The sequence below is a fragment of the Caballeronia sp. Sq4a genome (genome assembly GCF_023170545.1).
Lineage (GTDB): Bacteria > Pseudomonadota > Gammaproteobacteria > Burkholderiales > Burkholderiaceae > Caballeronia.
Genome location: NZ_CP084250.1, coordinates 1,568,839 through 1,585,678, shown reverse-complemented (window position 1 = coordinate 1,585,678; position 16,840 = coordinate 1,568,839). Strand labels below are relative to the sequence as shown.

The window sequence follows — 16,840 nt, the reverse complement described above, 5'->3', positions numbered from 1 at the left end:
ATGGCTGTTGCCGCCTCGTCGATTTGCGTGCTTGCCGTCGTCTTGCCGCAGCATGCGAACGCTCAGACGCCGAAGCCCATCGACCCGACGACCGCGGTAAGCACGCAGCCGCTCGATGCGTCCCAAAGCGGCCCGGCCAGCGCCGACAGCAGCGCGGACAACAGCGCGGACGCAGCCCTTCGCGCCGGCTTCGAGCGGCGGCAGAAGGCGCTCGACCGGCGCACGTCGGAGAACGACTATCGCTATGGCGTGAAGCAGCACGACTGCTACAGCAAGTTCTTCGTGAACCATTGTCTCGACAATGCGCGCACCGAGATGCGCGAGGCGCGTCAGCAGATCCGGCAGGAGCAACTCGCGCTGAACGACGAGCAGCGCGCCGAACGCGTGAAGGAGCGCGACCGGCAGACGGCGTTGAAACAGGCGCAATACGAAGCCGATGCGCCGCAACGCGCGGCCAACGAGCGCGCGAACCAGCAGGCGTACGAGGACAAGCAGCGCCAGAACGCGCTCGCCGCCGCGCAGCGCAACGCCGAAGCCCCGCAGCGCGCGGCGAACCAGAAGGCTTACGATCAGAAGCAGGCGGACTACCAGAAGAAGCTGGAGGACGCCCGCGCCCGCGGCGTGCAGGAAGCGCAGGAGCGCGAACAGAAGGCGCAGCGATTCGAGCAGAAGCAGCAGGAAGCCGCGCAGCATCGCGCGGAAGTTGAGGCGCGTCAGAAGGAAGCCGCCCGCAAGCAGCAGGAAAAGGCACAGCAAGCACAGCAAGAGCAGTTGAAGCAACAGCAGCAACAACAGCAGCAGCAAGGCAAGTAGCGCCGCGTCGGCGCGAAGACCGGGCCCACCGGGCCGACCGGGTGTCCCGGGACAGGAGGCGAGCATGCAGCAACGCTTGAACGCACCCCGACAAACCGCAGCGGATGCCGCGATGATCCGCGACCGCATCGCGCAATTGCAGGACGAGCATCGCGGTCTGGACACGCTCATCGGCAAGCTGTCCGGCATCGACGACCTCGAGCTGCGGCGCTTGAAAAAGCGCAAGCTCAAGGTGAAAGACACCATCCTCCTGCTGCAATTGCAGCTGGACACGGACCCGCACTGAGCGGCCCCGACGCGTGGCGCAGTCGCCTGCGCGTGGCGCACGGCACGAAACCGCAGTATTCGCAGGATCAGGCTCCCTTTGAACTCTCCCGCCCAACCGTCCGATGCCGCGAGCGCGCCGCTCGCGCTGACGAACAAACGCAGCGTCGAACTCGATGCGATCTTCTCCGCCGATGGCCTGCTCGCCCGCGCCATCGACGGCTATCGGCCGCGCGCATCGCAGATCGAAATGGCGCGCTCGGTCGCCGCAGCGATGGAAGCATCCGGCCGCGCGATGCCGGAGCCCGCGATGTTCGAAGCGCAGCGCCGCCCCGCGCGCAAGCTCGGGCCGTCGGACAAGCCGCATGCGCCCGACGACGAGACGGCCGACGACGTCGGCATCGCGACCGCGAAGGCCGCCATCGACGGCGGCGAGAACACGTTGATCGTCGAGGCCGGCACCGGCACGGGCAAGACCTACGCGTATCTCGTTCCCGCCATGTTGTGGGGCGGCAAGGTCATCGTCTCGACGGGCACGAAGCATTTGCAGGATCAGCTTTTCCAGCGCGACATCCCGACCGTGCGCGACGCGCTCGCCGTGCCGGTGTCGGTCGCCATGCTCAAGGGCCGCGCGAACTACCTCTGTCACTACTATTTGGAGCGAACCGCCGACAACGGCCGGCTGCCCTCGCGGCAGGACACGTCGCATCTGCAGGAGATCGTCCGCTTCGCGAAAATCACGCGCACGGGCGACAAGGCCGAACTCGCGAGCGTCCCCGAAAACTCGCCCGTCTGGCCGATGGTCACGTCCACGCGCGACAACTGCCTCGGTCAGGAGTGTCCGCACTACAAGGACTGCTTCGTGATGCAGGCGCGCAAGGAGGCGCAGCAGGCCGATATCGTCGTGGTGAATCACCATCTGTTCTTCGCCGACGTGATGTTGCGCGATACCGGCATGGCCGAATTGTTGCCGATGGCCAACACCATCATCTTCGACGAAGCGCACCAGTTGCCCGAGACGGCGACGCTCTTCTTCGGCGAGACGCTTTCCACCACGCAACTGCTGGAACTGGCACGCGATACCGTCGCGGAAGGCCTGAGTCACGCGCGCGACGCGGCGGACTGGACCAAGCTCGGCGCGGCGCTGGAGCGGGCGGCGCGTGATCTGCGGCTCGCGTTCAAGGAAGATTCGGCGCGCTTTTCGCTCGGCCAGCTTCCGGACGGGCATCCGCTCTTCGAGGCGCTCGACACGCTCGAAACGCACCTCGATGCGCTCGCGGCGGCGTTGTCGTCGCATGCGGAGCGGGCGGAGTCGCTGCAGGCGCTCGTGCGGCGCGCGCGCGAGTTGCAGGACTTGCTCGCGGGCTGGACCACGCCGCCGACGCCGCTCGAACGCGCCGTCGCGGACGACGAAGACACCGCGCAACAGACGGCGAAGGACGAGCCGAACGAGATGGTCCGCTGGGTCGAGGTGTTCTCGCACACGGTGCAGTTGCACGAGACGCCGCTATCCGTGGCGCCGATCTTCGCGAAGCAGCGCGCGGGCGTGCCGCGCGCATGGATCTTCACGTCGGCGACGCTTTCGGTGCGCGGCGACTTCACGCACTACGCGGCGCAAATGGGCCTGAACGCGCGTCGCTCCATGACGCTGCCGAGCCCGTTCGACTATCCGACGCAAGGGCTCTTGTACGTGCCGCGCAATCTGCCGCAGCCGTCGTCGCCCCAGTTCACGGATGCCGTCTTCGAGGCGGCGCTGCCCGTAATCGAAGCGGCGGGCGGCGGCGTGTTCGTGCTCTGCACGACGCTGCGCGCGGTCGATCGCATTTCGGCCCGGCTGCGCGACGTGATCGAGCGGCGCGGCTGGCAGAATCCGCTGCTGGTTCAGGGCGATGCGAGCCGCACGGAACTGCTCGACCGTTTCCGCGCCTACGGCAACGCGATTCTCGTGGGTAGTCAGAGCTTCTGGGAAGGCGTCGATGTGCGCGGCGACGCGCTCTCGCTCGTCGTGATCGACAAGCTGCCGTTCGCGCCGCCGGACGATCCGGTGCTCGCCGCGCGGCTCGATGCGCTCACGAAAAAAGGGCTGAGCCCGTTCGCCGTGCATCAGTTGCCGCAGGCGGTCATCACGCTGAAGCAGGGCGCGGGTCGCCTGATTCGCGCGGAAACCGATCGCGGCGTGCTGATGATCTGCGACACGCGCCTCGTCGACAAACCGTACGGACGGCGCATCTGGCAAAGCCTGCCGCCGTTCAAGCGCACGCGCGAGCTCGATGTCGTGCGCGCGTTCTTCAGCGACTCGCGCAGCTCGGCGGTGGAACTGGCCGACTAGCCTTCCGTGACGCTGCGCACGTTGAAGATGGCCTGAGCGAGCCGCGCGGCGCGTTCGGCTGCGGCCTCGTCGGCGCCACGCGCGAGGCGCACGCGCATCGATTGACGGCCGTATGCGCCGCCGAAGCTCGGCCGCGCCGCAGCTTTGCTGGCGACGGGCTTTGGCGCGGTTTCGTCGCGCCGCTCCGGCGCGTCGGCGAAAATGCGCGGGTTGACGATCGCGCCCGGCTTGACGCGGATCCCGTTCGACGCCAGCACGCGGTTGACCTCGGCCGCCAACGGCTGCGCCCGTTCCCGCGACTGCAAGTCACCGCGAAACTCGCGGATAGCGCGCGCGTCGGGAAAGCCGTCGCGTTCGGCGTCGATACGCGCGAACCGCTGAAGCCCGATACTGTCGATGAGCGCGTCCGCGCAATCACGATCGGACAGACCGAACCAGCTTTGCAGCAGGCAAATCCGCAGCATGCGCTCGGTGTGCACCCGCGCCTCGAGGTTCGGCTGGACGATCGCGCACAGCGTCGGCCAGGGCAGCAAGGAATCCATCGTGTCGAGGAATGCGTCGCGCTGGGTGCGCGGAACCGTTACAGCCATGCTTATCTCTTGCAGAAAACGTGTTGCAGGCGAGGGCTCGCTTTGCACGGATGCCTGCGAACGCCATCAGGATAGCTAAATTTTGTTGCGGGATTCTGTTGCCGGATATTGTTGCTAAATGGCAAAAATCTGGACGAAAAAATAGGGCGATTCAACGCCCTTGCAAACGAAGCCGGCGCACGCGCGCCGGCCGTTCGACATGCATTACCAGATCTGATACCAGGGCTTATCCGTGCCCGGACGGCGCTTGCCGGTGACATACGGGCTGTCCGGGAACGTCGCGGCCAGCACGCGCTTGGTGTCGTCGGCGAGTTGCGGTTGATCGAGCCTCTGATACGACATCATCATGATGTGCAGCGCGTCTTCGGTCGCCGGGGCGTTCTTGTATTCGCGAATGGCGAGTTGCGCCCGGTTGATCGCGGCCACATACGCGCCACGGCGGAAGTAGTAATCGGCGGCATGCACTTCATGCGAAGCCAGCGCGTTCACGATATAGCGCATGCGCTGGGCGGCGTCCGGCGCGTACTTGCTTTGCGGATACTTGTCGACGACCACCTTGAACGCGTCATACGACTCGCGCAGCGACTTCGGATCGCGCTCGCTCATGTCCTGGCCGGAGAAGCGGCCGAAGAGACCGAGGTCGTCGTTGAAGTGGATCATGCCCTTCAGATAATACGCGTAGGCAATATCCGGATGATCCGGATGCAAGCGGATGAAGCGGTCGATGGCCTGATCCGCCGAGGCGGTTTCGCCGTCCTTCCAGTTGCAGTACGCGACGTTGATCTGCGCCTGCTGCGCGAAGTGGCCGAACGGGTCGCGGCCCTCGAGCGCCTCGAAATACTTGGCGCACTTGCCCCAGTCGCTGCCGGATAGCGCGTCCTGGGCCTCCGTATATAATTTGTTGTTATTCCACGTTGCCGTTTCGTCGGTCTTCTCGGGCAGGCCGTGGCAGGCCGTGACGATGGCGACGCTCGCGGCCAGCGCCAGATACTTGATCGATCGCTGCATCGCTTGATGAATGGTGTTGAAGGCTCGCATCAGTGCTTGCATTTCCTGGGCTGATTTCTGGCTTGCTTCTTAACTGATTCCAACTGTGTGCGGCAGTGCTTCCGGTGCAGTCTTTGCGCGCGGCGCGCTGCTCGGTCGATCACGTCGTTTCGTGGCTCGCAACGCTCGCGCGTGATGACTCGTCAGGCTGTCGGCTTCCAGTCGGCTTCGATAGAGACCGCGGTCTGCTCCCCGTCAATCTCTCGTTCACATGACTCGCTCAAGTACTCGTCGTACCAAAGACCAACTCAAAGATTATAGCCCATGCGCCAACGGCGACGACTCGGCTTTGCCCGAATCGGAAGCCGGCGCGGGCCCGCAGCCAGGCGCCGACGCGCCTCGCACGGCGCGCGTGCCCAACGAACTCGCGGGCGACCGGCTCGACAAAGTGCTTGCCAAGGTTTTCCCGGAGTTTTCGCGCAGCCGTCTGCAAAGCTGGATCGAAGAGGGCCGCGTGCTGGTCGACGGCGCGAGCGCAAAAGTGCGCCAGCCGGTGCCGCTCGGCGCGACCATTTCGCTCGTCCCTGACCTGTTGCCCGAGCAACTCGCCTTCACGCCCGAGCCGGTGCCGCTCGACATCGTGTACGAAGACGACGCGCTCGTCGTCATCAACAAGCCCGCGGGAATGGTCGTGCATCCCGCGGCCGGCAACTGGAGCGGCACGCTGCTGAACGGCCTGCTGCATCGTTACGGCAGTGCCGCGGCCGGCTTGCCGCGCGCGGGCATCGTGCATCGGCTGGACAAGGAGACGTCCGGGCTGATGGTCGTCGCGCGCACGCTCGAAGCGCAAACGGACCTCGTGCGCCAGTTGCAGGCGCGCACGGTCAAGCGTCGCTATGTCGCTTTCGTGTGGGGCACCATGCCGGAGGACGGCACCATCGACGCGCCCATCGGCCGCGATCCGCGCGAACGCACGCGCATGGCGGTCGTGCAGAGCGCGGCGGGCAAGCCCGCGCGCACGCACTTTCGCACCATCGACCGGGCGAGATGGCAAGGCCAGCCGGTGAGCGCCATTCATTGCGATCTCGAAACGGGCCGCACGCACCAGATTCGCGTGCATTGCGCGCACGTCGGACATCCGCTTCTGGGCGATCCGGTCTACGGGCGCGCGCGCGGCAAGCGTTCGGTGACGCCGCTGCCGGACGGCTTCGCGCGGCAGGCGTTGCATGCGTGGCGGCTCGGCCTGATTCATCCGGTGACGGGCAAGGCCGTGCACTGGCGCGCCGACGTGCCCGAGGATATGACCGCGCTCGCCGCCGCACTCGGATTCGGACGCGAAGACGAAGCGGACCTCGACGAAGAAGACGAAGACGAAGAGTTCGTGCAGGTCTACGAGGCGGACGAAGACTGGGAGGAAGACGAGCAAGACGAAGACGACGATTACGAGGACGACGAAGCATGACCGATTCGCACGCGGCTCAGCCACACGCATTGGACCCGAAACACTGCCTCTGGCCGCAATGGCGCGTGGCACCGCGCGTCCACGCCTTCGTGACGACGCGCGCGGGCGGCGTGAGCGAGGCGCCGTATCACGGCGGCGCGCCGCAAGCGGGCGGTCTGAATCTGGGTCTTTCGACCGGGGATGCGCCCGCCGCCGTGCAGGAGAACCGCCGCCGGGCGCTCGCCCTGACCGGCGCGCGCGCCGCCGCGTGGCTCGAACAGATTCACGGCACGCAAGTGGAAGACGCTCACGCCGTCATCGAGGCACGCGCGTCAGGGCCGACGCGCGCCGACGCGAGCGTGACGGATCGCGCCGGCATCGTCTGCGTCGTGATGACGGCGGACTGCCTGCCCGTGCTCTTCTGCGATGACGAAGGCCGCGCGGTCGGCGCGGCGCATGCGGGCTGGCGTGGGCTCGCAGGCGGCATCGTCGAGCGGACGGGCGAGCGCGTGGCGGCGCTCGCGGGCGCGCCGGCATCGGCACTGACGGCGTATCTCGGACCGGCTATCGGACCGAATGCGTTCGAAGTCGGCGAAGACGTGCTCGACGCGTTCGTCGCCGCGAGTCCGGTGCATCGACGGGATGCGACCGCAGCCGCGTTCAAGGCCGCCAGCGCGCCCGGCAAATACTTCGCGGACATTTACGCGCTCGCGCGGTTGCGGCTGGCCGATATCGGCATCGACGCGGCGCGCATTCACGGTGGCACGCACTGCACCGTGACCGAAGAAACGCGCTTCTATTCCTACCGGCGCGACCGCGTCACGGGCCGCATGGCCGCGATGATCTGGCTCGCCGACTGATCGGGAAGCCGCGTCACCCAACGCCCGGAAAGGCGCGGCAAACAGGCATTTCTTTCATGGGGGAAAACGATAATTATAAAAACATCGCACTGCGGCAAAATCGGGACGAAGCATTGACATGCTTGACGCCCAAGCGCAAGAATGTTCCCAGAATTGTGTTCAATCGGGCACGGCGTAGCGAGGGCGGACTCCCGCCCGGCGCGCAAAGGCGCACCCATACTTTCGCGCGCTGGCCGAGACGGCCCGGCAATGCCTGCATCAGCAATCAGTCTTTCGAGACTCAGAGGTCAAAGGCGGGTATGGCTTCCAAAACATCCTCATCATCTTCCCGCTCCCGTACCGCCGCCGAAGACAGCACCGCGGCGCAGCCAGCAGCCGACAACACGGCAGGCGTACAGCAGGCGTTCGAGCAATGGCTGAACGCGTGGCGCGCGGTCGCCGATCCGGCGCAGTGGGCGAAATTCACTCAGCAGACGAATCCGGCGAATCCGACGGCTGACGGCGCGTCCGCGAATGGCGGCGCTTCGCCTTCTTCCGCGTTCGGCGGCTTCCCGTTTCAGGGTTTCGGCGGACTTCCCGGCGCGCTTCCCGGTGGATTTCCGACCGCTTTCCCCACCATCGCGAGCATGCCGCAGATGCCGGACCTCGCGAAGATGAACGGTCTCGCCGAATTCGCGAAGCTCGCGAGCAGCATGCCGGGCTTCGGCGCGGCGATGCAGGGCCTGCCGACGTTGCCGAAGATTCCGACGGCGGCCATCGCGCCCGAGCGCCTGCATCAACTGCAAAGCGACTACACGCGCGACGTCGGCGAACTGATGAAACAGGCGAGCGGACAGAGCATCGATCCGGCTGCGCTCAAGGATCGGCGTTTCAAGGACACCGCGTGGCAATCGACGCCCGCGTTCGCATTCACGGCCGCATGGTATCTGCTGAACGCGCGCTATCTTCAGGAACTCGCCGACGCCGTGCAGAGCGATCCGAAGACGCGCGAGCGCATTCGTTTCGCCGTCCAGCAGTGGGCCGCCGCGGCCGCGCCGAGCAACTATCTGGCGCTGAATCCCGAGGCGCAGAAGGCGCTCATCGAAAGCAAGGGCGAAAGCCTGCGCCAGGGCATGCTGAACCTGCTCAACGACATGCAGCGTGGCAAGATCTCGCAGTCGGACGAATCGGTGTTCGCCATCGGCAAGAACGTCGCGACGACCGAAGGCGCGGTCGTGTACGAGAACGAGCTCATGCAGCTCATTCAGTACAAGCCGCTCGCGCCGAAGGTGTATGCGCGGCCGCTCTTGATCGTGCCGCCGTGCATCAACAAGTTCTACATCCTCGATCTTTCGCCGGAAGGCTCGCTCGTGCGTCATGCGCTCGAATCCGGCCAGCAGGTGTACATGATCTCGTGGCGCAATGCGGACCAGTCCATTGCTCACAAGACGTGGGACGATTACGTCGGCGAAGGCGTGATGCAGGCGATGAGCGTCGTCTCCGACATCTCCGGCGCGGACAAGATCAATACGCTCGGCTTCTGCATCGGCGGAACGCTGCTCGCCACCGCGCTCGCCGTCGAGAAGGCGCGCGGCAACGAGCCGGCCGCGTCGATGACCTTGCTTACCTCGATGCTCGACTTCTCCGACACGGGCGTGCTCGACGTCTTCGTCGACGAGGCGCACGTGGCGATGCGCGAGCAGACCATCGGCGGCAAGAACGGCGCGCCGCCGGGACTCATGCGCGGCATCGAGTTCGCCAACACGTTCTCGTATCTGCGCCCGAACGATCTGGTGTGGAACTACGTCGTCGATAACTACCTGAAAGGCCGCACGCCGCAAGCGTTCGATCTGCTCTTCTGGAACAGCGATTCGACGAACCTGCCCGGTCCCATGTGCGTCTGGTATCTGCGCAACACGTATCTGGAGAACAAGCTGCGCGAACCGGGCGCGGTGACGGTGCTCGGCGTGCCCATCGACTTGTCGACCATCACGACGCCGACATTCATCTATGGTTCGCGCGAAGACCATATCGTGCCTTGGAAATCGGCGTATGCTTCGGCGCCGCTGCTCTCCGGGCCGCAGACCTTCGTGCTCGGCGCATCGGGGCATATCGCGGGCGTGATCAATCCGCCGTCGAAGAACAAGCGCAGTTTCTGGATGCTCGATAGCGCGGGCGAGCGCCTGCCGGAGACCGCCGACGCCTGGTTCGAGGCAGCGAGCGAGCACCCCGGCAGCTGGTGGCCGACGTGGACGCAGTGGCTCGCCAAGCAGTCCGGCGAGCAGCAGAAGGCGAGCGCAGGGCTCGGCTCGAAGGATTATCCTGTGATCGAGGCGGCTCCGGGCCGTTACGTCCTCAAGCGCGACAGTTGACCGACGCGAACGGATCGGCCGCAGCCACACCGCTCTAACATTCGATGCCAAAGGAAACGGAAATGACTGACGTAGTGATCGTATCGGCCGCGCGCACCGCGGTCGGCAAATTCGGCGGCTCGCTTGCGAAGATCGCAGCACCGGAGCTGGGCGCCACCGTTATTCGCGCGGTGCTCGAACGCGCGGGTCTCAAGCCCGAGCAAATCAGCGAAGTCATTCTGGGTCAGGTGCTGACCGCGGGCTCGGGGCAGAACCCGGCACGCCAGTCGGTCATCAAGGCCGGCTTGCCGGAGATGGTCCCCGGCATGACGATCAACAAGGTCTGCGGCTCGGGACTCAAGGCAGTGATGCTCGCGGCCAACGCGATCATCGCGGGCGATTCGGAGATTATCGTCGCGGGCGGCCAGGAGAACATGAGCGCCGCGCCGCACGTGCTGCCCGGCTCGCGCGACGGCTTTCGCATGGGCGACGCGAAGCTGATCGACTCGATGATCGTCGATGGCCTCTGGGACGTCTATAACAACTACCACATGGGCACCACCGCCGAGAACGTCGCGAAGGAATACGGCATCACGCGCGAAGCGCAGGACGCGTTCGCCGCGCTCTCGCAGAACAAGGCGGAGGCCGCGCAAAAGGCCGGCCGCTTCAACGACGAAATCGTGCCGGTGTCGATTCCCCAGCGCAAAGGCGAGCCGATCCAGTTCGCCACGGACGAGTTCGTGCGCCACGGCGTCACCGCCGAAGCGCTCGCGGGACTGAAGCCCGCGTTCTCGAAGGAAGGCACGGTGACGGCGGCGAACGCATCGGGCATCAACGACGGCGCGGCGGCGGTGGTCGTGATGTCGGCGAAGAAGGCCGAAGCGCTGGGTCTCACGCCGCTCGCGCGGATCAAGGCGTACGCGAGCGCGGGCGTCGATCCGAAGATCATGGGCATGGGCCCGGTGCCGGCATCGAAGCGCTGTCTGGAACGCGCGGGCTGGAGCATCGACGATCTCGACCTGATGGAGATTAACGAAGCCTTCGCCGCGCAGGCGCTCGCGGTGCACAAGCAGATGGGCTGGGATCAGGAAAAGATCAACGTGAACGGCGGGGCGATCGCGATCGGGCATCCGATCGGCGCATCGGGCTGCCGCATTCTGGTCACGCTGCTGCACGAAATGCAGAAGCGCGACGCGAAGAAGGGCCTGGCGTCGCTGTGCATCGGCGGCGGCATGGGCGTCGCGCTGGCGGTCGAGCGGCTGTAACGCGGCAAGCGGCTGCAAGCCGCGTCGGAATGAAGAAAGGGACAAGCGGGCGGCGCCTTCGGGCGCGCACCGCATAACGAAAAGGGAGTCGAGCATGACGAAGCGCGTAGCGTATGTAACGGGCGGGATGGGCGGCATCGGCACCAGCATTTGCCAGCGGCTCCACAAGGACGGCTTCACGGTCGTGGCAGGCTGCGGGCCGAACTCGCCGCGCCGGGTGAAATGGCTCGAAGACCAGAAGGCGCTCGGCTTCGACTTCATCGCGTCCGAGGGCAACGTCAGCGATTGGGAATCGACCAAGAACGCGTTCGACAAGGTGAAGGCCGAGGTCGGCGAGGTCGACGTGCTCGTCAATAACGCGGGCATCACGCGCGATGTCGTGTTCCGCAAGATGACGCATGAGGACTGGACCGCGGTCATCGACACCAATCTGACGAGCCTCTTCAACGTCACGAAGCAGGTGATCGACGGCATGGTCGAGCGCGGCTGGGGCCGCGTCATCAACATTTCGTCGGTGAACGGCCAGAAAGGCCAGTTCGGCCAGACGAACTATTCGACGGCCAAGGCCGGCATTCACGGCTTCACGATGGCACTCGCGCAGGAAGTGGCGACCAAGGGCGTGACGGTCAACACGGTCTCGCCGGGCTATATCGGCACGGACATGGTGAAGTCCATTCGCCCGGAAGTGCTGGAGAAGATCGTCGCGACCATTCCGGTGCGGCGACTCGGCACGCCGGACGAGATCGGCTCGATCGTCGCCTGGCTCGCGTCGGAGGAATCGGGTTTTTCCACCGGGGCGGATTTCTCGCTCAACGGTGGCTTGCACATGGGCTGACGGGCCGCGATCGCCGGCGGGGCGCATGGGGCGCCCGCGCCGGCGAATGCCGCCTGCCGGATACATCAACGATGCGGCGAACCCGCAGCAACGCTTTTTTGCGACAACGCAAGACATGCTTGCTGCCATCGCAGTAAAGTCTCGCGTTTTGAAGGCGTTCAATGACCACCACGACTACTACAAAGAAATCCGCCGAACGACTCATCAAAAAATATCCGAACCGGCGGCTCTATGACACGGAGACGAGCACCTACATCACGTTGTCCGACGTGAAGCAGCTCGTGCTCGATCAGGAAGACTTCAAGGTGCTCGACGCCAAGTCCAACGACGACCTGACGCGCAGCATCCTTTTGCAGATCATTCTGGAAGAAGAGAGCGGCGGCTTGCCGATGTTTTCGTCGGTGATGCTCTCGCAGATCATCCGCTTTTACGGCCACGCCATGCAGGGCATGATGGGCACGTATCTGGAGAAGAACATCCAGGCGTTCATCGACATCCAGCAGAAGCTCTCCGAGCAAAGCAAGGGCATCTACGACGGCAACGCGCTCAACCCCGAAGTCTGGTCGCAGTTCATGAACATGCAGGCCCCGATGATGCAGGGCATGATGACGAGCTACATCGAGCAGTCGAAGAACATGTTCGTGCAGATGCAGGAGCAGATGCAGAATCAGGCGAAGACGATGTTCAACACGTTCCCGTTCCCGACGCCGACTGCGCCGTCAGGGGACAAGAAGTAAGGAAGTCGGGCGTTCTCGCTTCGGGCGAGCCGGCCCGGAACGGCTTTGACGGATGCTCCGGGGTAAAATACGGGATTGGCCTCGTGCGTCCGGCGACGCCCCTCATCCGACCGTTTCCCCGTGAAAAATTCCCCAGATTCAATCGTCAAGACGAACTCCGCGCCGAAGATCGGCATGGTCAGCCTCGGCTGCCCGAAAGCCCTCGTCGATTCGGAGCAGATCATCACCCAGTTGCGCGCCGAGGGTTATCAAATCTCCGGCAGCTATGACGGCGCCGACCTCGTCGTCGTCAATACCTGCGGCTTCATCGACGAAGCCGTGCAGGAAAGCCTCGACGCCATCGGCGAGGCGCTCAACGAAAACGGCAAGGTCATCGTGACCGGCTGCCTCGGCGCGAAAAAGAGCGCGAGCGGCAGCGGGCTCATCGAGGAAGTGCATCCGAAGGTGCTGGCCGTGACCGGCCCGCACGCGACCAACGAAGTGATGAACGCGGTTCACGCGCACCTGCCGAAGCCGCACGATCCGTTCGTCGATCTCGTGCCGCCCGCCGGCATCAAGCTCACGCCGCGCCATTACGCGTATCTCAAGATATCCGAAGGCTGCAACCATCGCTGCACGTTCTGCATCATTCCGTCGATGCGCGGCGATCTCGTTTCGCGCCCCGTCGCCGAAGTGATGCTCGAAGCCGAGAATCTCTTCAAGTCGGGCGTGAAGGAACTGCTCGTCATCTCGCAGGACACGAGCGCGTACGGCGTCGATGTGAAGTACCGCACCGGCTTCTGGAACGGCAAGCCGCTCAAGACGCGCATGACCGAACTCGTCGGCGCGCTGGGTGAACTCGCCGCGCAGTACGGCGCGTGGGTGCGCCTGCATTATGTTTATCCGTATCCGAGCGTCGATGAAGTCATCCCGATGATGGCGGAAGGCCCGCTCAAAGGCCACGTGCTGCCGTATCTCGACGTGCCGTTCCAGCACGCGCATCCGGAAGTGCTGAAGCGCATGAAGCGCCCGGCCAACGCCGAAAAGGTGCTGGAGCGCGTCAAGGCATGGCGCGCGATGTGCCCGGATCTGACGATTCGCAGCACGTTCATCGCGGGTTTTCCGGGCGAGACGGAGGAACAGTTCCAGACGCTGCTCGACTTCATCGAGGAAGCGGATCTGGATCGCGTCGGCTGCTTCGCGTATTCGCCGGTCGAAGGCGCCACCGCCAACGAACTCGACGGCGCGTTGCCTGACGACGTGCGCGAGGAACGCCGCGCGCGCTTCATGGAACTGGCCGAGGAACTGTCGGCGAAGCGCATGAAGAAGAAAGTCGGGAAGACGCTGAAAGTGCTCGTCGATGAAATCAGCGCGGAAGGCGGCATCGGGCGCACGGCGGCGGATGCGCCGGAAATCGACGGCGTCGTGTATATCGCGCCGCCGACGAAGGCGTCCAAGCGCTACAAGGCAGGCGACTTCGTCTCGGTGAAGATCACGGGCGCGGACGGCCACGATCTCTGGGGCGAGGTCTGATCGATGACCCCGAAGACGCCCCACGCGCCGCACATCCTCGCGCTCGGCGAGGCGATGATCGAGTTCAATCAGGCGAGACGTGACGAGCCGACGTATCTGCAAGGCTTCGGCGGCGACGTATCGAACTTTCTGATCGCGGCGGCGCGGCAGGGCGCGGCGACGGGCTTCGTTTCGGCCGTCGGCAACGATGGGTTCGGGCAACTGCTGCTCGATCTGTGGCGTGCGGAGAACGTCGATACGTCCGCCGTTCGCGTCGATCCGGACGCGCCAACGGGCGTCTATTTCGTGTCGCACGGCGCGAGCGGGCATCGCTTCGATTATCTGCGCGCGGGGTCGGCGGCGAGCCGCTACGCGCCGGCGCATCTGCCGCTCGACATGATCGCGGCGGCGAAAGTCGTGCATCTGTCGGGCATTAGTCTCGCCATCGGCGTGAGCGCGTGCGATGCCGCGTTCGCGGCGATCGACCATGCGCGCAGCAACGGCGTGAAGGTCAGCTTCGACACGAACCTGCGCTTGAAGCTCTGGCCGCTCGCCCGCGCCCGCGCGGTGATGCTCGAAGCGATCCGCCAGAGCGATATCTGTCTGCCGAGCTGGGACGACGTCACCGTGCTCACGGGCCATGAAGACAAAGACGCCATCGTCGATTCGCTGCTCGCGCTCGGCCCGAAAATCGTCGCGATGAAGCTCGGCCCGGAAGGCGCGTATATCGCGACGCCGGACGAGCGGCGCGTGGTGCCGGGCCGCGTCGTGAATGCGGTCGATGCGACCGGCGCGGGCGATTGCTTCGGCGGCGCGTTCATCGCGCGGCTCGTCGCGGGCGACGATCCTTTCACGGCCGCGCACTACGCGAACGCGGCGGCGGCCTTGTCGACGCAAGGCTTCGGCGCGGTCGCGCCGATTCCTGACCGGGCGGCCGTCGAACGCGCGCTGGCGTGAGCTTTCAAAAAATCACTCGATAGGCAAAGGAGACGACATGGAACGCGAAGTGGTGGTGGCAAGCGGCGTGCGCACGGCAATCGGCGACTTCGGCGGCGCGCTCAAGGATTTCGCGCCGACCGATCTCGGCGCGCGCGTGGTGCGCGAGGCGCTGTCCCGCGCGAGCGTCGCGGGCGAGGAAGTCGGACAGGTCGTGTTCGGCAACGTGATCCAGACCGAGCCGCGCGACATGTATCTCGCGCGCGTCGCGGCGCTCGACGGCGGCGTGTCGCAGCACGCGCCCGCGCTCACCGTGAACCGGCTGTGCGGCTCGGGCTTGCAGGCGATCGTGTCGGCTGCGCAATCGATTCTGCTCGGCGACGCCGACATCGCCATCGGCGGCGGCGCGGAAAGCATGAGCCGCGCGCCGTACGTGATGCCCGCCGCGCGCTTCGGCCAGCGCATGGGCGATGCGCGCGTCGTCGACATGATGCTCGGCGCGCTCAACGACCCGTTCCACAAGATTCACATGGGCGTGACGGCCGAGAACGTCGCGAACAAGTACGGCATCACGCGCGAGGCGCAGGACGCGCTTGCGCTGGAATCGCACCGTCGCGCGGCCAACGCCATCGAAGCCGGCTACTTCAAGGAGCAGATTCTGCCGATCACGCTGGCATCGAAGAAGGGCGACACCGTCTTCGATCGCGACGAGCACGTGCGCATGAACGCGACAGCGGAAGACTTCGCGAAGCTTAAGCCGGTCTTCGCGAAGGAGAACGGCACGGTGACGGCGGGCAACGCGTCCGGCATCAACGACGCCGCGGCAGCCGTCGTGCTGATGGAACGCGGCGTCGCGGAGAAGCGCGGCGCGCGGCCGCTCGGGCGGCTCGTGGCGTACGCGCACGCGGGCGTCGATCCGACCATCATGGGCATCGGCCCGGTGCCGGCCACGCGCAAGGTGCTGGAGCGCGCCGGGCTTTCCGTCGACGATCTCGACGTGATCGAAGCCAACGAAGCGTTCGCCGCGCAAGCCTGCGCCGTCACGCAGGAGTTGCGGCTCGATCCCGCGAAAGTGAACCCGAATGGGTCGGGCATTTCGCTCGGGCATCCGATCGGCGCGACGGGCGCGCTCATCACGGTGAAGGCGCTGTACGAGCTCCAGCGCATCGGCGGGCGTTACGCGCTCGTGACCATGTGCATCGGCGGCGGGCAGGGGATCGCCGCGATCTTCGAGCGTATCTGACGTGGTATCGAAGGAAAGAAGGATGAGAGAAGCAACGAAGCGGCCGGGCTTGCCGGCCGCGCTGACGATGACCGCCGCTGTGTTCGTCGCGCTCGCACTCGCGGGCTGCAATTCGCTGATGCCGCCCGACGCGTCGGCGTCGGCGTCAGCGAGCGCCCGGAGCGCGCCGAGCGGCGAATCGTATGGCGCCGACAAGGCGATCCGGACGCTCGCGCTGCCGCCGCAAAAGCCGCTTGCGCCGAATCCGGAGTACGCGCGCTTTCCGCGCTACGTGGGCACGCTCGGCGGCAAGCAGATCGAGATGAAGCTCGGCGCCAAGACCGATGACGCGTCCGGCGTGCACGGCGAGTATCGCTTCGCCGGCAGTCCGACGGTGATTCTCGTGGCGGGCGACCGCGACGGCGAAACGCTCGAAATCGAGGAGTCGAACGACGGGACGCACATCACCGGCAACTGGGTCGGCAAGTTCGAGGCGGACGGAAGCGTCTCGGGCGAACGCATGGACCCGGACGATTCGAATGCGCAGCCTTTCGAACTGCGGCCTGCCGTCGCTGGCGTCATGCTTCCGCGCGCGCCAGCGGGCAATGCGGCGCCTGCTGCGCCATCGCTTGAGCCGGCGCCTCCTGCGCTGCCGCCGTCGCCGTCGAACGCCGTCGGCGGCACGAGCAACGTCATCATCGGCGAATAACGCCTTCTTCCATCCACGCTGACAGCCAGCC

At 65.6% G+C, this 16,840-nt stretch carries 15 protein-coding genes; 13 read left to right on the top strand and 2 right to left on the bottom strand.

What is annotated here, in order from left to right:
• The 3 genes from LDZ24_RS07510 (at nucleotide 1) to LDZ24_RS07500 (ending at nucleotide 3,406) form a co-directional block, all read left to right on the top strand.
• Nucleotides 1-813: a colicin transporter gene (locus LDZ24_RS07510; RefSeq protein ID WP_248319935.1), complete on the top strand. Its 813-nt coding sequence runs from the start codon at nucleotides 1-3 to the stop codon at nucleotides 811-813.
• 64 nt (nucleotides 814-877) lie between these two features.
• On the top strand, nucleotides 878-1,099 hold the full coding sequence (locus tag LDZ24_RS07505) for a DUF465 domain-containing protein (RefSeq protein ID WP_175940425.1): 222 nt from the start codon (nucleotides 878-880) through the stop codon (nucleotides 1,097-1,099).
• A 78-nt stretch (nucleotides 1,100-1,177) separates the two neighbouring features.
• Nucleotides 1,178-3,406 (top strand): ATP-dependent DNA helicase, encoded by a 2,229-nt coding sequence (locus LDZ24_RS07500; protein WP_175940424.1) that lies wholly within the window; start codon nucleotides 1,178-1,180, stop codon nucleotides 3,404-3,406.
• Here the strand turns inward: LDZ24_RS07500 and LDZ24_RS07495 are convergent.
• Nucleotides 3,403-3,996 (bottom strand): transposase, encoded by a 594-nt coding sequence (locus LDZ24_RS07495; protein WP_248319934.1) that lies wholly within the window; start codon nucleotides 3,994-3,996, stop codon nucleotides 3,403-3,405. The genes LDZ24_RS07500 and LDZ24_RS07495 overlap by 4 nt on opposite strands.
• 204 nt (nucleotides 3,997-4,200) lie before the next feature.
• Nucleotides 4,201-5,004 (bottom strand): outer membrane protein assembly factor BamD, encoded by an 804-nt coding sequence (locus tag LDZ24_RS07490; protein ID WP_371747414.1) that lies wholly within the window; start codon nucleotides 5,002-5,004, stop codon nucleotides 4,201-4,203.
• Between the two features lie 250 nt (nucleotides 5,005-5,254).
• Between LDZ24_RS07490 and LDZ24_RS07485 the strand changes: the two genes are divergently transcribed.
• The 10 genes from LDZ24_RS07485 to LDZ24_RS07440 all read left to right on the top strand — a co-directional run bounded on the left by LDZ24_RS07485 (nucleotide 5,255) and on the right by LDZ24_RS07440 (nucleotide 16,809).
• Entirely contained in the window at nucleotides 5,255-6,445 is a 1,191-nt protein-coding gene (locus tag LDZ24_RS07485) for an RluA family pseudouridine synthase (protein WP_248319933.1), read from the top strand.
• The gene (gene pgeF, locus LDZ24_RS07480) at nucleotides 6,442-7,284 is read left to right on the top strand and encodes a peptidoglycan editing factor PgeF (protein WP_248319932.1); all 843 of its coding nucleotides are present in this window, start codon (nucleotides 6,442-6,444) and stop codon (nucleotides 7,282-7,284) included. Before LDZ24_RS07485 ends, pgeF begins: the two co-directional genes overlap by 4 nt.
• Before the next feature lie 299 nt (nucleotides 7,285-7,583).
• Nucleotides 7,584-9,635, top strand: a complete 2,052-nt coding sequence (gene phaC, locus LDZ24_RS07475) for a class I poly(R)-hydroxyalkanoic acid synthase (RefSeq protein ID WP_248319931.1) — start codon at nucleotides 7,584-7,586, stop codon at nucleotides 9,633-9,635.
• A 62-nt stretch (nucleotides 9,636-9,697) separates the two neighbouring features.
• Nucleotides 9,698-10,879 (top strand): acetyl-CoA C-acetyltransferase, encoded by a 1,182-nt coding sequence (locus LDZ24_RS07470; RefSeq protein WP_175940418.1) that lies wholly within the window; start codon nucleotides 9,698-9,700, stop codon nucleotides 10,877-10,879.
• Between the two features lie 94 nt (nucleotides 10,880-10,973).
• Nucleotides 10,974-11,714 carry a 3-ketoacyl-ACP reductase gene (locus LDZ24_RS07465; RefSeq protein WP_175940417.1) on the top strand — a complete coding sequence of 247 codons (741 nt, stop codon included), beginning with the start codon at nucleotides 10,974-10,976 and terminating at the stop codon, nucleotides 11,712-11,714.
• A gap of 161 nt (nucleotides 11,715-11,875) precedes the next feature.
• The gene (gene phaR / locus LDZ24_RS07460; protein ID WP_175940416.1) at nucleotides 11,876-12,451 is read left to right on the top strand and encodes a polyhydroxyalkanoate synthesis repressor PhaR; all 576 of its coding nucleotides are present in this window, start codon (nucleotides 11,876-11,878) and stop codon (nucleotides 12,449-12,451) included.
• A 174-nt stretch (nucleotides 12,452-12,625) separates the two neighbouring features.
• On the top strand, nucleotides 12,626-13,963 hold the full coding sequence (rimO, locus tag LDZ24_RS07455; RefSeq protein WP_206468240.1) for a 30S ribosomal protein S12 methylthiotransferase RimO: 1,338 nt from the start codon (nucleotides 12,626-12,628) through the stop codon (nucleotides 13,961-13,963).
• 3 nt (nucleotides 13,964-13,966) lie between these two features.
• Nucleotides 13,967-14,899, top strand: coding sequence for a sugar kinase (locus LDZ24_RS07450; protein ID WP_248319930.1), 933 nt, complete (start codon nucleotides 13,967-13,969; stop codon nucleotides 14,897-14,899).
• Nucleotides 14,900-14,936: 37 nt separating this feature from the next.
• A complete protein-coding gene (bktB, locus tag LDZ24_RS07445; protein ID WP_248319929.1) occupies nucleotides 14,937-16,121 on the top strand; it encodes a beta-ketothiolase BktB in 1,185 nt (394 codons plus the stop codon).
• Between the two features lie 22 nt (nucleotides 16,122-16,143).
• Complete coding sequence (locus tag LDZ24_RS07440) at nucleotides 16,144-16,809, top strand: hypothetical protein (protein ID WP_248319928.1); 666 nt, start codon at nucleotides 16,144-16,146, stop codon at nucleotides 16,807-16,809.
• Nucleotides 16,810-16,840 lie beyond the last annotated feature (31 nt).

Excerpts from the sequence above, each read along its gene's own strand:
- LDZ24_RS07450 (WP_248319930.1), top strand. The coding sequence starts at position 13,967 with ATGACCCCGAAGACGCCCCACGCGCCGCACATCCTCGCGCTCGGCGAG.
- LDZ24_RS07505 (WP_175940425.1), top strand. The coding sequence starts at position 878 with ATGCAGCAACGCTTGAACGCACCCCGACAAACCGCAGCGGATGCCGCG.
- LDZ24_RS07490 (WP_371747414.1), bottom strand. The coding sequence starts at position 5,004 with ATGCAGCGATCGATCAAGTATCTGGCGCTGGCCGCGAGCGTCGCCATC.
- LDZ24_RS07495 (WP_248319934.1), bottom strand. The coding sequence starts at position 3,996 with ATGGCTGTAACGGTTCCGCGCACCCAGCGCGACGCATTCCTCGACACG.
- LDZ24_RS07510 (WP_248319935.1), top strand. The coding sequence starts at position 1 with ATGGCTGTTGCCGCCTCGTCGATTTGCGTGCTTGCCGTCGTCTTGCCG.
- LDZ24_RS07440 (WP_248319928.1), top strand. The coding sequence starts at position 16,144 with ATGAGAGAAGCAACGAAGCGGCCGGGCTTGCCGGCCGCGCTGACGATG.
- bktB (WP_248319929.1), top strand. The coding sequence starts at position 14,937 with ATGGAACGCGAAGTGGTGGTGGCAAGCGGCGTGCGCACGGCAATCGGC.
- LDZ24_RS07470 (WP_175940418.1), top strand. The coding sequence starts at position 9,698 with ATGACTGACGTAGTGATCGTATCGGCCGCGCGCACCGCGGTCGGCAAA.
- phaC (WP_248319931.1), top strand. The coding sequence starts at position 7,584 with ATGGCTTCCAAAACATCCTCATCATCTTCCCGCTCCCGTACCGCCGCC.
- pgeF (WP_248319932.1), top strand. The coding sequence starts at position 6,442 with ATGACCGATTCGCACGCGGCTCAGCCACACGCATTGGACCCGAAACAC.
- LDZ24_RS07485 (WP_248319933.1), top strand. The coding sequence starts at position 5,255 with ATGACTCGCTCAAGTACTCGTCGTACCAAAGACCAACTCAAAGATTAT.
- LDZ24_RS07465 (WP_175940417.1), top strand. The coding sequence starts at position 10,974 with ATGACGAAGCGCGTAGCGTATGTAACGGGCGGGATGGGCGGCATCGGC.
- rimO (WP_206468240.1), top strand. The coding sequence starts at position 12,626 with ATGGTCAGCCTCGGCTGCCCGAAAGCCCTCGTCGATTCGGAGCAGATC.
- phaR (WP_175940416.1), top strand. The coding sequence starts at position 11,876 with ATGACCACCACGACTACTACAAAGAAATCCGCCGAACGACTCATCAAA.